Source organism: Bradyrhizobium lablabi, assembly GCF_018129385.1.
Lineage (GTDB): Bacteria > Pseudomonadota > Alphaproteobacteria > Rhizobiales > Xanthobacteraceae > Bradyrhizobium > Bradyrhizobium lablabi_C.
The window spans coordinates 102727-117976 of the sequence record NZ_JAFCLN010000012.1 but is presented as its reverse complement, the minus strand read 5'-3'; the positions used below and the strand labels follow the sequence as shown (position 1 = coordinate 117976).

The following is a 15250-nucleotide window of genomic DNA, read 5'->3' as shown; positions in this document are numbered from 1 at the left end:
GCTCCATCAGGCCATGTTATCAAAGGCCCATTCGCGCCGCCGGGTCGAGCGACAAGCGCGTCGAACTGTCGCCTCGATCGAATCCCGGCTTTCAAGCCGAGACCGTTTCACGAGCTGCGAAAAATGAAGAGGCCGCCAATTGAGGCGGCTCTTCTCGACGCGCTCACGGGATCGGATTGACCAGCGTGCCGGAGTAGGTGCACTGCATGCCCCAGTTTCCTCCTCCGCCTCCCGTCTGCGCCTGGACAAACGGGTATCTTCCCTGGCCGACGAGAAAGTTAACCGGATGGCTGATCTGCGTATAGTAAGTGCCGGCGTGCAGCACGGGTTGAGGAAGCTGGAGCGGATATTGGCGCTGGAGCGGCCCCGACGTCGGGAATGTGTTGATCCCAAGTATCAGGTTGGTCACGGGGAACGGTGTAATGAAGTAGCAGGCTACATGCGTTACCAGCAGCAGCTTGTTGGTCGGCACTTGGGAGAAAAACACCGTGCAAAGTGAAGCACTACAGATGCCCGGCGGGGATGCCGTCTCATCGAAATACGTGCCGTAAGTCACGGGGACTGCCTTGGCACCACTTCCAATGACAAGCGCGGCGGCAACAACCACGAATAGAGGAAAGCGAGCAAAAGACATTTCAAGACTCCTAAAAAAATGAAAGTGCCGCCCATCCCAGAACGCTTTTGCCGGTTCGTCAATCTGGCGCCGTCCGATTTCCGCTCTCGTGGCGCCTGGCATTTGCAAATCCTGGCCACAACGCCACGGCGATCGAGAACGACAGGCAAGACCTTTCTTCGCCCGTTGCTGCTGACGCGCATCGGTTAGGCAATCCGAACAAGGTGGAGGGAATATCTACGCGTGGTTTGACGGCAAGTCCGACCCCGGTCCGCTGAGGGCCATCATCGCGAACGGCGTTCTGACATCGGTGAACTGCCTTTCACCCGCTTATCGCGACAGCTCATACCGGTAAACGCCGTGAGAGCGGAGATAGGCATCCTGCTCCGGGTCCGACAGAAACTGGATGAGTTGTAGAGCCGGCTCGCGGCGGCTGTCTTTGTGGACGAACATCGACATGTCGATGTTCAGGCCCAGCTCCGGCGGAAAGTTCGCGATCGGCGCGATGCCGGGGGCGGCGAGGATCCGCGAAAGCGGGGCGATGGCGTACTGCACGTCACCTTTCGCGGCGGCGATGGGCGGCTCGCCGGCCCCCATCGGACGCAAGCGATCGCGGAGCTGATCCTTCAGGCCCATCATTTCGATGGCTCGCAGGAACGTCTTCCCGCTCGTTCCCGTCGACGTGTACGCGATCGAATCCGCGTTCGATAGAATCCTGCTCACAGCCTCATGCGAACTGGCGATTTCCTCTGGCTCGCGCACGGCTGCTCCGATCGTCAGCGGAACGCGCCCGAAGGGAACGTGGATGTCCGGAATGACGCGGCCGATCGCGATCATCTCCTCGACATACCAGGGATTGGTGAGCCCGACGTCAAAGTCCTCGCCGTCCATGACGCGCTTGGCAACGGCCGGATTGACGTCATAGTTCACGTCGACCTCGATCCGGTGCCGGCGCTTGAACTGCGGTATCAGGTCCTCGATCTCGGCGTGGACCGCGACGGCGGTAAGGAACGTCAATCTGTCGTCGGATGCCGTGCCCATGATCTGCTCCTACCGCGGCTGCGCGTTGTTCGAATTCTAGGGCGTCTGACATGTGATGATTGGTCGTTCGCGTCATTGAAGGATAAACGAGCGGGGTGTGAAACCATTCATTGTAAAAGGTCCCATTTGTCGTCTAGTTAGCCCGAAATTACGCGCTATTTATAGCGATGCAATATCGAATAGCGAACCATTCGTTTTCAATATTGACACGTCCTCCTTTCGAGAACTACCAATTGCAAAACCGCCACGCATCCGGAAAGCAAGCGTGGACGCTAGAAAGCGATGCACGTCGCGATAACAGGGAGGCTGCCATGTTGGAGACTGACGTCCTGGTCGTCGGTGCCGGACCCGTTGGGTTGACGACCTCGATCGCTCTCTCCCAGCACGGCGTCCGGCATGTCGTGGTCGAGCGCCATCCGAGCACCTCCGTTGCACCCAAGGCCCGCGGCATCAACGCGCGCACCATGGAAATGTACCGGCAGATGGGCGTCGAGGACGACATCCGCGCAGCCGGAATGCCTGCGCGATTTGGAGGCATGATCCTTTGGGCGGAAAGTCTTGCGGGCAAGGAAATCAATCGTCTGACGCCAGGGCGCGCAACACCGGCAGGGCGGGCGATGTCGCCGGTCGCCAATTGCGGTTGCTCCCAGGATCTTCTGGAACCGGTGCTTCGCCGTCACGCGGAAGCGTTGGCCCCTGATAGCGTCAGGTTCAACACCGAGCTCTGCGATCTCAAGCACGAAGGCGGCGGTGTAACCGGTCTTTTGAAAGATAATGCAAGCGGCGCAACGACGCCGTTCCGCGCGCGCTATGTCGTCGCCGCCGATGGAACGCGCAGTTTCGTCCGCGGGAAGCTCGGGATCGGCCGCACGGGCGAAAAGGACATCTATGATTCGGTGAACGTGCACTTTCGCGCGGACTTAAGTCCGTGGGTCGAGGAACGGCCGGCGGCCCTCTATCTCATCGAGCAGCCGGAGCTGCGGGCGACGTTTCTCACCGTGAACGGCACCGATCGCTGGGGCTTTCTGGTGCACAGCCTGAGCGCCTACGGCTTCACAAAGGAGAACCTCACGAAGGAACGATGCATCGCGCTCGTTCGCCAGGCCGTCGGCGCCGCCGATCTTCCCGTGGAAATCCTCGGCATCAACTTCTGGAATTGCTCGGCCATGGTCTCCGACAGGTTTCGCAGCGGCAACGTGTTTCTGGTCGGCGATGCCGCCCATGAGACCACGCCAAGCGGCGGCTTCGGCATGAATATCGGCGTGCAGGATGCCCAGAACCTGGCCTGGAAGATCGCCGCCGTGCTTCGCGGCGAGGCCGACGTCGCGCTGCTCGACACCTACGAGGCGGAACGCCGGCCGCACGCTCTGGAGGTCGTGCACGCGACGCTGCTCAACATGCAGAGCTTTGACCGCAGCAAGCGCCAGGCGGAGGCGCGGCTGCCGCGCAAGGAATTCCTCAACGAGCGCGGCCTCATCTTCGGCGCGCGCTATCAATCGCCGGCCGTCATACCCGACGGGTCGAAGCCGCCGGAGGTGGCCGATCCCGTCACCGAATACGCGCCGTCGGCGCATCCCGGCTGTCGCGCACCACACGTCTGGCTGGAGAACAAGGGCGAGCGGATCTCGACCATCGATCTCGTCGGACGTGGTTTCGTGCTGCTGGCAGCCCCTGGCGGCGCGTTCTGGCGATCCGCGGCCGGCCAGCACGGCCTGCCGCGCATCGACGTGCGCGTTGTCGGAGAAGACGTCATCGACACCGAGGATTCGTGGATGGCCAGCTACGGGGTGGGGGAAGGTGGCGCCGTCCTCGTCCGCCCGGACGGATATGTCGCCTGGCGCGTTGCGTCGAAGCCGGCCGATCCCGCGCGCGCGCTCACCGAGGCTTTCGGACAGATGTTCGGCCGCGCCGTCCTGAAGCAGGCCGTCTAGCCGTGCTCGAAAAGACAAAGCACTCCCTGATTCCGCCCGCCAGTCCGCAAGCCGTCGGTCTCGATGCCGCGAAACTCGAGCGCGCCTGCGAGATCGTCGCTTCCCACATCGCCGGCGGTTTCCATCCGGGTGCCCAACTCGCTGTGGCGCGGCACGGCAAGCTCGTGCTCTACCGCGGCTTTGGCGATGCGACGGTCGATCCCTCGCGCGCCGTCGATGAGCGAACACTTTTTCCGCTTTTCTCGAACACCAAGGTCATCACAGCAGCGGCGGTTTGGACGCTGGTGGAGGAAGGTAAGCTTCGCTTTTCCGACCGGATCGCGGAGCACGTCCCCGGATTCGAGGCGCACGAAAAGAAGGATGTGACGCTCGCGCATCTCCTCACACATCAGGCGGGATTTCCTGGCGCCGAAGTGCCGGCAGAGTGCTTCGGGGATCGCGAACGGCTGCGCCGCACGGTTTGCGAGTTCAAGCTCGAATGGCCGCCGGGATCTAACTCGATCTACCATCGCACTTCTGCCCATTGGGTCGTTGCCGTGCTGATCGAAGCGATCACCGGCAACGGCTATCGCGATGAAATCCGCAAGCGCGTGATCGAGCCGCTGGGGCTCAGCGGCGAGATGTTTCTGGGCCTGCCCGAGGCGGAGGATCATCGCGCAGCCGCGATGTACCCTCCCAAACAGGCGGAGCAATTCCCGCTCGACCCGATGCTGTCGTCTCGCTTCATGCGCGCCGGAATCCCGGGCGCAGGCGGTTACGCGACGGCGCGCGCGATGGCCGTCTTTTACCAGATGATGGCGCAGGGCGGGGTGTGGAACGCCATACGCATCGTCTCGCCGCGAATGATCGACTACGTCACTCGCGACTTCACCGGCGATCTCGCCGACGCCTACACCGGTTACCCCATGCATCGTGGCCTCGGCCCGTTCTCCCTCGGTCAATCCGGTCATCCGGGCCTCGGCACCATCGGGCACCCCCGCACGTTCGGACACAGCGGCGTCGGCACGTCCTACTGCTGGGCCGATCCGGCGAGCGGCGTGTCCTTTGCCTTCCTCAGCAACTGCCGCCGCGACAACGCGTGGCACAACAAGCGCATGGATATTTTGAGCACGCTCGTCCATGCGTCGATTCTGGAGTGAGCGCGCGAGGACCGTGACATATCCGGCCGCAATGGCCAGCCCGTTATGGAAGAAGGAAGCGCTATGCGTCGTGTGGCCTTGGTATCCGCATTTGTCGTCACGCTCATCGGGCTCACCATGGGGGCGCGGAATGCCGATGCGGCGTTTCCGGACCGCACCATCAAGATCATCGTGCCGTTCGCACCGGGCGGCCCGATCGACGCCATCGCGCGTCCACTCGCTTTGGCGATGCAGGAAATCATGGGCGCGACGGTGGTCGTCGAAAACCGGTCCGGCGCCGGCGGCATCATCGGCAGCGAATCCGTCGCCAGCGCCGCGCCCGACGGCTACACGCTGCTGATGACGACGGGATCGCACATCGGAAACAAGTTGTTCAATGCCGCACAGGTCCGCTACGACCCGCTGACGGGTTTTACGCCCGTAGCCGGGCTGATCGAATCCAGCGGCATTGTCCTTGTTGCGCGCAAGGACATTCCGGCCGACTCCATCGCCGCGCTCAGATCATTTGCGAAAACGCAGCCGAATGGCCTGACCTTCGGCCATGCCGGCATCGGCAACATTTCCTACGTCGCCGGCGAATTGCTCAAGCTACAGTCCGGCATGCCGCTGTCGGGCATTCCCTATCGCGGCACCGCCGCCGTGCTGAGCGACCTGATCACCGGACAGGTCGATCTGTGCTTTGTCGGCATTTCCGGTGCGCGCGGCTACATCGACAACAAGCAGATCAAGGTCCTCGCCTCGACCGGCGCGGAACGTGCGCCTGTGCTCAATGGCGTGCCGACGATGCGCGAGTCCGGTTTTCCGGATTTCGTGGTGCTCGGCTATATCGGCCTGTGGGCCCCTGGCAATACGCCCAAGGAAGTCGTGGCGAGCCTGTACGACGGCGTCCAGAAGGCGCTCGCGCGACAAAGCATGCGGGAATTGCTGTTGACATTCGGCCAGGCGACGCAGGCCACGCCCCCGGAAGAGTTCGCGCGCTTCCTGGAACGCGATTTCAGCACCCAGCAGCGCTGGGCGCGCGAGCTCGGCGTGATCAAGTAGGACTACTCGAACAAATTCCGCTGCGTGTTCAGCAGGTGATCGCGCATCGCCCGGCTGGCATCGTCGGCGGACCGCTTGCGCAGCATGTCGCAGATCGTGCGGTGATGGGCGATCGTCTTGCGCCGTTTCTCGGGTGTGATGGTCGCAAGGCGCAAGGCCTGCCAGTCGCCGGACGAGCGCGCTTCGTTGAACGCGGTGACGAGGCCGACGAGAACATCGTTCCGCGTCGCCTTGGCGATTGCAAGGTGAAACGCACCGTCCCACTTGATCCAGTCCTCGTCGTTCTTGACCTCGGCCGTGCGCCGCATGCAGGTCTCGATATGCAGCAGGTCGGCCTCGCTGGCCTTCACCGCCGCGATCGCGGTCATCGAAGGCTCTACGACGAGGCGCGTCTCGAGCACGGTGGCCGGACTCCCCCTGATGATGCGCTGGTCCACGCTGACCGGCCCGACCGTTCGGCGGCCGAGAAAGGTGCCGTTGCGCCGTCCGCGCCAGAGCTGCCCATCAAGCTCCATCCGGGTGAGGAGGTGCCGCAACGCACGGCGGCTGATGCCGAGTTCGGATGCCAATTCGCGCTCGGGAGGCAGCTTGTCGCCTTCGGCCAACTCGTTCTGGGCGATGAAGGCCAGCAGTTCGTTGGTCTCGGCGGCTGCTGATCGTGGTTCAGATTTGGTCACTTGGGCCAAGGTCCTTTAGCCGCCGAATATTACCGCAAACGCCGGGGATGTCGTCGATTTTTGCTACCAAAAACAACTAATTGCGGTCGTCATGCGACCGGGTGGCCGCAGGCTGCGGCTCCGCCTGCCGTCCCGTCATCTTTCTTTCATGGAAGGTGAATAGCCCAACATGTTAAGTAATTCTTAACCTCGACGCCCGGTCGGCGCGAGATGATGGGGGAGTTTGGATTATGGCGACGATTACCGACGGCAGTTTCTCGACAACCTTTTCCATCACCGCTGCCGATACCTACATTCTGCTCGCCGGGACCACACGCACCCAGACCGCCAACACTGCCGTGCAGGCGACCGTCGCCGCCGGCAGCACCACGATCGACATCCAGGGCACGCTCAACAACACCGCGTCCGGTCAGCGCGCGCTCCGCGCCAATCTTGGCGGCGGCGGTGAGATCCTGATCGGCGCCAATGGCCTCGTGCAGTCGCTGGACGGCGATGCCATTCAGGTGCAGTCGACCAATCCGACCGTCAACATCACCAACCTCGGCCAGATCATCTCGCAGTGGTCCGAGACCACCATTAGCGTTGGCGGCCCGGCGCCGGCGGGTGCCGCGTTCGCGATCAACCTCAATGCTCCGGTCGGCGCCGCCGGCGCGCCTTCGACCGATTTCACCAGCGGCGGCGTCATCACCAACGGCTCCGCCGTCAACAACACGGCGTTGATCCAGAGCAACAGCGGTGATGCGATCCGGATGGGTGCTCACCAGACCCTGGTCAACTGGGGCACCATCGACGGCAACGGCCCGATCAACGACGCCGCCACCAACAACGTCTTCAATCCGGACGTGAACCATCAGTCCACCACGCAGAAGTACGACGTGTCGCGCGGCGTGCGCATCAACGCCGCCACCGCGACCAACGACACCATCGAAAACCACGGCCGTATCGAAGGCGCCCAGCACGCCATCGACGTCGGCAACGTCAATGCCACCAACATCGTCGTCAAGAATTTCGCCGGCGCCACCATTATCGGCCACAACGGCTCCGGCGTTGGCGCCGATACCGTGGGCGTCGCAGCAACCACCGTCGTCGTCGAGAATTTTGGCACCATCCTTGGCGAATATGCGCCGGGATACGATCGCGCCGGCTACGTCACCGTCGATGGCGACGGTGACGGCGTCGACGTCGACGGCGGCGCCACCATCATCAACCATACGGGTGCGCTGATCGCCGGCTCCGGCGTGGGCGGCGTGCTCAACGGACAGGGCGCCGGCGGATTCGACAGCAACGGCCGCACCAACCGCAGCGAAGGCATCTCGATCGGCGGTGGAATCATCATCAACGACGGCACGATCAGCGGCGCCAGCTTCGGCATCATCGTCAACAACGATTCCAACCCGGACAACAGCCGCAGCGGCGTTCTGGCGACGACCGTCACCAACGGCGCGACCGGCAGCATTATCGGCCAGTCCGGCTTCGCCATCCGTTTCGAGAACAAGACCGGCACGGCCGCCGACAACGACGCGATCACGAATTTCGGCACCATCACCGGCAACGGCTCGATCCCCGACCCGAACGGCACCGTGCTGCGCCAGGACGGCAACGCCGATCCCGGCGTCAACGGCACGCTGGACGGGATGACCTATACGTCGGCCAACAACGCCGGCAATGCCCGCTTCATTTTGGGTGACGGTTCGGCGATCCAGACCGGCGAGGGCAACGACGTCCTTACCAACCACGGCAGCATCGTCGGCAACAGCGGCCGCGCCATCAACATGGAAGGCGGCACCGATACGCTCAACCTGCTCACCGGCCAGAGCATCACCGGCCGGATCGATGGCGGCGCCGGCACGGATACGGTCACGCTGCAGGGCAACGCCACGGGGCAGCTCGCCGACATCATCAATTTCGAAGCGCTTATCGTAATGGGCGGCGGCACCTGGACCATTGCCGATACCGAGAGCTACGCCAACGGCGTCACGGTCGCGGGGAGCGTTCTGCTGGTCGATGGTTCGCTCGGCAGCTCCGCGGTCACCGTGAACGGCGGCGGCGCGCTCGGAGGGCACGGCACGCTCGGAGGGCACGGCACGGTCGGCTCCGTCTATGTCGAGAACGGCGGCTGGTTGTCGGCCGGTACCGGCACCGCCGCGGCTACCTTCTCGACGGGCAATCTGACGATGGTCGGCGGCGCTCATTTCAAGGTCGAACTCGCTGGCGCAGGCGCGGGTCAGGCCGATCAGGTCCATGTCACCGGCACGGTCGATCTCACAGGGGCGTCACTCGACGCCTCGCTCATCAACGGCTTCATCCCCCAGGCCGGCACGGCCTTCAAGATCATCGACAATGACGGCGTCGACGCCGTCACCGGTACGTTCGCAGGCCGCGCCGAAGGCGCCATCTTCAACGTCGGCGGCCACGTGTTCCAGATCAGCTACCACGGCGGCGACGGCAACGACGTCGTGCTGACCGCCACTGGCCCGTTCGCTGTCGTCTACAACGATTTCAACGGCGACGGCAGGAGCGACATCGTGTGGCGCCAAGATTCCGGCGAGCCGCAGACCTGGCACATGAATGGCCCCATCATCCGCGACGCCGTCTCGTTCGGCCCGGTGACCACCAACTGGAATCTCGAAGGGACCGGCGACTTCAACGGCGACGACATAACGGACCTGGTCTGGCGCAACGATGCTGGCGCCACCCAGATCTGGAACATGGGCAACATCACCCTCGGCGTGATCCCGACGACTTGGGATCTCCTGAGCACCGGCGACTTCAATGGTGACGGCCAGGCGGACCTGCTCTGGCGCCACGACAACGGCGACGTGCAGATGTGGGAGATGAATAACGGGGCCATCGCCAACACCCATTCGCTCGGCGTGGTTCCGGACACCTGGGAGCTTGCCGGTACCGGTGACTTCAACGGCGACGGCAAGTCCGATCTTTTGTGGCGCAACGACTCCTTCGACGCTCAGATCTGGGACATGGACGGTGGCAACGTCCTGAGCGCCACTGCGCTCGGCACGATCCCGACCTCCTGGCAGGTCGCCGGCGTCGGCGATTTCAACGGCGACGACATGAGCGACATTCTGTGGCGTAACGACAACGGCTTCGCGCAGATATGGAACATGAATGACGCCACCATCCAGAGCACCCGTGAGCTCGGGCTGATCCCGACCGACTGGAAGGTCGGCGCCGTCGGCGACTACAACGGCGATCGCATGAGCGATATTGTCTGGCGCAACGACTCCGGTCTCACGCAGATGTGGGAGATGAACGACGGCGCGATTGCTCAGGCTACCTCGCTGGGCGTGGTGCCGCAAAGCTGGCACATCATCGCGTAGTATCCCTAGGATACCTCGCGAGCGCCGTCGCTGCGGGCGGTGGTTGTCGTCACCAGCTCTACGAAAAACGCCGTCGCGCCGGTGTAATCGGCGGCGCGATACACGAGGGTCAGAGGCGCATTCAGACGGATGCTTTTCCCGAGTGGACGATATGCCACCGTTTTCGCGTGCACGTGCTGCATCGAAGCTGGAACGACGGAAATCCCTGCACCCGCTGCCACCAGGTTGAGATTCGTCATCATGCGTTCGACTTCGGCCACCACGTTTGGATAGACGCCCCGTTCTGCACACAGCGCCAGCAGATTGGCATATAGCCCGGGCGCTCCGGAGCGTCGCACCAGGATCAGATTTTCGCCCTGGAAATCCCTCAGCGTGACGGCTGCGTGCTTGCCGGCGCGAGTCTTTTGCGCCAGGCGGTGGTCGAGCGGGGCCGCGACCAGCACCGGTTCTCTCAACAAGGTCCGGAACACCAGGCCGGGCGGCCGTGACACCGGCTCTCGCAGAAAACCGCAATGGAGGACGCCCGAGGCAATTTTCTCGGTGATCTCGGCTGCGTTGTTCTCGGAGAGGGAGAGCTCGATCTCGGGATGCCGGGCGCGGAACACCCGCAGCACGCGCGGCGTCAACAAATGGGCGGCCGCCGAGGTCGTGAAGGCAATCGCGAGACGGCCGCGCACGCCCTTGGCGACGCCGGCCATGCGCTGCTCCATGACGGCCACGTTGTCGAGGATGCGCCGGGCCTCTTCGAGGAAGAGCTCGCCGCTCTCGGTGAGCGCCATGCCCTTCGCATGACGGCGAAACAGCACCGTGTCGAGATGGTTTTCCAGCGCCTTGATCTGCTGACTGAGCGGCGGCTGCTGGATGTTGAGTAGCGCGGCGGCGCGCGTCAGGTGTCCGGCCTCGGCAACCGCCAGGAAGTAGCGCAAGTGTCGAAGCTCCATATGCATAAAATATCGTATATCGCATTTACATATATTTGACATCACAAGCCGCGCAGTCTTTCTTGGCCGCGACGGACTGGGAAATTCCCAAGAAAAACAATGATGTGGTGAGCGCTTAAGCCGCTTGTCAGCGCGTGGCGTTCAGGGAGGACTTAGATGGCTGACAGCTCGATCCAGCTCGATTCCGGCGGCTCAATTCTCTTCGTGGGCAACAGCTTCACGTTCGGCCGCGTCGATCCGGTCATGAGCTACAACACCGACAACGTAAGGGACCTGACGGCGCCGGTGCCCGGCACCACCTTCGAAAACACCACCGGCTCCAACCCGTACGAACCGCATCCCTGGGGCGGCGTTCCCGGCATCTTCGAGGCCTTCGCCCATCAGGCGGGCCTCGAGCTCGACGTCGCCATCTCGGCCCGCAACGCCGCAACGTTGCAGGGCCAATACCTCAATAGCAATCCTGCCGGTTGGGACTTGCGCGGCAACGTCGCGAGCCAGTCCTGGGATGTCGTCGTGCTACAGGACAACAGCACGCAGGCGCTGCCCTCGGGTTCCGGCTCCATCACCTTCGCGGCAGGTTCCTCGACGGCGACGCTGACCGTCCATCCGACGGCCGACGCGACGGTCGAAACCGACGAGACGGTCGGCATTCAGGTCACTGCCAACTCCGCCTATCGCACCAGCGCGGGCGTCATCACCGGCACCATTTTGAACGACGACCCGAGCGGCCCCGTCGTCGATCCCAATCTCCCGACGGTCACGCTCGTCGCCTCGCCCGGTGCGGTGCTGGAGGACGGAACGCAGAAGCTCGTCTACACTTTCACCCGCACGGGAGCGACGACCTCGGCACTGACGGTGAATTTCACTGCCTTCCGTGATGGGTCGACAGCGCCCTCGGTTGCCATCGGCACGGGCGACTTCGAGAACAACGTCAGTCAGTTTACGAGCAGCTTCCAGGCCGACACCGGCCAGGCAGCGACCGGCAGCATGAGTTTCACGAGCAACACCGGCACCGTCACCATTCCGGCCGGCGCCACGAGCGTGACCTTCACGCTCGATCCGAGGCCGGACGCCACGGTGGAGAACGATGAATCGATCCGCCTCACGCTCAGCTCGAACGCCGCCTACAATGTCGGCACGCAGGGCGCCGTCTACGTCACCATCCTGAATGACGACTTCGCGGCCGGCACCGATACCTCGCTGCCGAACATCTCGGTCAGCCTCGCTGCGTCAGCCGTCTACGAGGACGGCTCCGGCAATCTGGTCTACGAGTTCACACGGACGGGCTCGAACGCCGATCCTTTGACCGTCAATTTCAACGTATCGGGAACGGCAACGCTGCCGGGCGGCGACTTCACCGTAACAGGCGCAGACAGCTTCTCGACATCAGGGGCAGCCGATCCGAACCTCCAGTCCTTCAAGACCTACGCCGTGAAGCTTGCCGAGTACGCAACCACGGGCGCGGCCGACGGTGGCATTCCGGTCAACCCGAACGCCAACGCCGCAACCGACGTCTACCTGTACGAGACCTGGGCGCGGCCGAACATGGTCGCGGGTGCGCATGTCGCGAGCACCGACGACGCGACGGGGGCCGTCACGACGACGGCGACAACGGCGCCCGAGTACTACGCCTCGCTCGAGGACATGACAGCGGACCTGCGTGCCGCCTACGAGGGCCTTGCCGCGGCAAATCCGATCTTCGCGGGTGTGGCTCCGGTTGGCGCAGCTTTCCTGGCGGCCGTTCAAAACGGCACGGCGACCCGCGATCCCTATGCGCCCGACGCTGGCGCCGACGGCAAGGTCGACCTGTGGTGGGACGACAATTTGCATGCCAGCAAATACGGCTCCTATCTCAGCGCGCTCACCTTGTTCGGAACGCTCACGGGTCTCGATCCCCGCGCGCTCGGCGCCGCCGAGCACGCCGCGACCGATCTCGGCATCACGCCGGCAGAGGCCGCGGCGCTGCAAGCAGTCGCGGCAGCGACGCTCGGCTTCTCGCTCGACGCACATTGGACGGCCCCCGGACAGGTAACCGAATTGCAGGGCGGCACGGGGTTGCTCGCGACCGCCGGCTCGTTCGGCTTCTCGGATTCCGACGCCGCCGACGCGCACACCGTCACGGTCACGCCGCTAACGCCGGGCGCGATCGGCACATTCACTGCCACAGTGCACAGCGACACCACCGGTGACGGGACGGGAGGTGCGATCAACTGGCTTTACACCGTCGACAACGCTGACATTGCATTCCTCGCCCCCGGCGCTACTCGCGTCGAGCACTTTCGCGTCACGATTGCCGACGCCAACGGTGGGCTGGTCGAGCGCGATATCGCGGTCACCATCAACGGAATCTCCAACGAAACGCCGGTAGCTCAGGCCGGGACCGGAACGGGCAGCGAAGATACCGATATCATTGGCCAGCTGGTGGCAACGGACGCGGATGCCGGCAGCAACCTGACCTATGCCCTGGTGGCGGACGCGGCCCACGGCACTGTCGTGGTCAATCCGGACGGCAGCTACACCTATACGCCGGATGCCAACTACAACGGCGGCGACAGCTTCACTTTCAAGGCCAATGACGGCACGGACGACAGCAACACGGCGACCGTGACGCTGACCGTGAATGCCGTCAACGATGCGCCGGTGAACACGGTGCCCGCGGGGCCGTTGACGACGCCCGGCAACGCCAACTTCGTGATCTCGGGATTGTCCGTCAGCGACGTCGATGCGACGTCGCTGACGACGATCCTGCATGTCGATCATGGCACGCTGACGGTTGCCGCCGGCTACGCCGCTGTTTCCGGCAGCGGCACCGGCACGGTGACTCTCACCGGCACGATGGCCGAGATCAATGCCACGCTCGCGAATGCGACCCACGTCACCTATCACGGCGCGGTCGGTTACGCCGGACCCGACACCCTGACGGTCACGACCGATGACGGCGGCACCGGTACCGGTGGTCCACTGAGCGATGTCGATACTGTTTCGATCACGGTCAGGCCGCGCGCGTCGCATGACTTCAACGGCGACGGCATGAGCGACATCGTCTGGCGTCACGATTCCGGCCTCGCGCAGATCTGGGACATGGACGGCCCCACCATTCTGCAGGCCAACACGCTCGGCGGGTTGAATCCCACCTGGAACTTCGCCGGCACTGGCGACTTCCGCAGTGACGGCAAGGCGGACTTGATCTGGCGCAACGATCCCAGCGGAACCCAGATATGGAACATGGACAACGGCACCATCACCAATGCTAGCGCGCTCGGCGCGATTCCGACTGCCTGGCATATCCTGGACACCGGTGACTTCAACGGTGACGGCACGACGGATCTGCTATGGCGTCACGACAATGGCACCGTCCAGACGTGGAGCATGAGCAACAGTCACTTTGTGGGAGCTGATACGCTCGGGGTGATCCCGGCCGCCTGGCAACTCGCCGGCACCGGAGACTTCAATGGCGACGGCAAGACGGACCTGTTGTGGCGTCATGATTCCGGCTTCGCGCAGATCTGGGACATGGATGGCGGCAATATCCTCAACAGCCATGATCTCGGCTCGATCCCGACCACCTGGCAGGTCGCCGGCATCGGCGATTTCAACGGCGACAACACGAGCGATATCCTGTGGCGCCACGACTCCGGCGTCGCGCAGATTTGGGATATCAATAACGGCAATGTCCAGAGCACCCCCTGGCTCGGCCTGATCCCGAACGACTGGAAGATCGCCGGCATCGGCGACTACAACGGCGACCACACGAGCGATATCGTCTTGCGCCACGACTCCGGCCTCGCGCAGATGTGGGAGATGAATAATGACGCCATCGCCCAGGCCACCTCGCTGGGCGTGATACCGAACAATTGGCACATCATCGCCTGATTTAACCCCCGCAGCCTGACTTTCATCTGCTTTGACCGGAGACCTGCTTGAAATTGCCGGCCGCGCCCGTCCAACAGGCGAGGCCGACCGGCGGCAGCGAGCTACCGATCGGCGAGTCAAATTCGTGCGGCAGCCGTTTGCACCCGGCGGGAATCGACCTATCAAGTCAGCTCCCGCTACGGAGCTGAGCGATCCCTGATGCGCATCGTCTATCTCGCCCTCGGCTGGGTGTTTGTCGCCCTCGGCGTGATCGGCCTCATCATGCCGATGATGCCGGGCGCGGTTTTCCTGATCGTGGCGGCCTGGTGCTTTGCGCGCTCCTCGCCGCGCTTCGAAGCCTGGCTGCTCAATCACCCGACATTGGGCGAGCCGTTGCGGAATTGGCGCGCAGCCGGTGCAATTCCGCGCTCGGCCAAGATATTCGCCTGTGCCGGCATGGCGATGGGGTTCACGGTGTTCTGCTACAGCGTCGAGCCGTCGCTGCCGTTTGCCTTGGCCGTCGCGGCGGGATTTCTGGCCTGCGCTGCTTACGTCGTGTCGCGTCCGGGGGAAGCGGGTCAGGACACGTCGATCTAGCCGAGGGTCTGCCTCCACGTTGAAGGCCTTGCGAAGCGTCGCATCTCGAACGATGCTCACGAGCCCCCCCCGCCAGCCTC

10 protein-coding genes are annotated in these 15250 nt (G+C 63.6%); 6 read left to right on the top strand and 4 right to left on the bottom strand.

The window, feature by feature from the left end:
- Positions 1-163: 163 nt before the first annotated feature.
- Positions 164-736, bottom strand: a complete 573-nt coding sequence (locus JQ628_RS21925; RefSeq protein WP_212225276.1) for a hypothetical protein — start codon at positions 734-736, stop codon at positions 164-166.
- Positions 737-943: 207 nt separating this feature from the next.
- Positions 944-1654 carry a substrate-binding domain-containing protein gene (locus JQ628_RS21920; protein WP_212225274.1) on the bottom strand — a complete coding sequence of 237 codons (711 nt, stop codon included), beginning with the start codon at positions 1652-1654 and terminating at the stop codon, positions 944-946.
- A gap of 311 nt (positions 1655-1965) precedes the next feature.
- Here JQ628_RS21920 and JQ628_RS21915 point away from each other — a divergent pair, with 311 nt between their 5' ends.
- The 3 genes from JQ628_RS21915 to JQ628_RS21905 all read left to right on the top strand — a co-directional run bounded on the left by JQ628_RS21915 (position 1966) and on the right by JQ628_RS21905 (position 5765).
- Positions 1966-3585 carry an FAD-dependent monooxygenase gene (locus tag JQ628_RS21915; RefSeq protein ID WP_212225272.1) on the top strand — a complete coding sequence of 540 codons (1620 nt, stop codon included), beginning with the start codon at positions 1966-1968 and terminating at the stop codon, positions 3583-3585.
- A 2-nt stretch (positions 3586-3587) separates the two neighbouring features.
- Entirely contained in the window at positions 3588-4724 is a 1137-nt protein-coding gene (locus JQ628_RS21910) for a serine hydrolase domain-containing protein (RefSeq protein WP_349628102.1), read from the top strand.
- 63 nt (positions 4725-4787) lie between these two features.
- A complete protein-coding gene (locus tag JQ628_RS21905; protein WP_212225268.1) occupies positions 4788-5765 on the top strand; it encodes a Bug family tripartite tricarboxylate transporter substrate binding protein in 978 nt (325 codons plus the stop codon).
- Positions 5766-5767: 2 nt separating this feature from the next.
- On the opposite strand, the gene JQ628_RS21900 is transcribed toward JQ628_RS21905, so the two are convergent.
- Positions 5768-6442 (bottom strand): FadR/GntR family transcriptional regulator, encoded by a 675-nt coding sequence (locus tag JQ628_RS21900; protein WP_212225267.1) that lies wholly within the window; start codon positions 6440-6442, stop codon positions 5768-5770.
- 230 nt (positions 6443-6672) lie between these two features.
- On the opposite strand from JQ628_RS21900, the gene JQ628_RS21895 reads away from it, so the two are divergent.
- Positions 6673-9780, top strand: coding sequence for an FG-GAP repeat domain-containing protein (locus tag JQ628_RS21895; RefSeq protein WP_212225266.1), 3108 nt, complete (start codon positions 6673-6675; stop codon positions 9778-9780).
- Between the two features lie 5 nt (positions 9781-9785).
- On the opposite strand, the gene JQ628_RS21890 is transcribed toward JQ628_RS21895, so the two are convergent.
- Positions 9786-10706 (bottom strand): LysR substrate-binding domain-containing protein, encoded by a 921-nt coding sequence (locus tag JQ628_RS21890; protein ID WP_212225265.1) that lies wholly within the window; start codon positions 10704-10706, stop codon positions 9786-9788.
- Between the two features lie 171 nt (positions 10707-10877).
- Here JQ628_RS21890 and JQ628_RS21885 point away from each other — a divergent pair, with 171 nt between their 5' ends.
- Complete coding sequence (locus JQ628_RS21885) at positions 10878-14594, top strand: Ig-like domain-containing protein (RefSeq protein WP_212225264.1); 3717 nt, start codon at positions 10878-10880, stop codon at positions 14592-14594.
- A 198-nt stretch (positions 14595-14792) separates the two neighbouring features.
- A complete protein-coding gene (locus tag JQ628_RS21880) occupies positions 14793-15170 on the top strand; it encodes a YbaN family protein (protein WP_212225263.1) in 378 nt (125 codons plus the stop codon).
- Positions 15171-15250 lie beyond the last annotated feature (80 nt).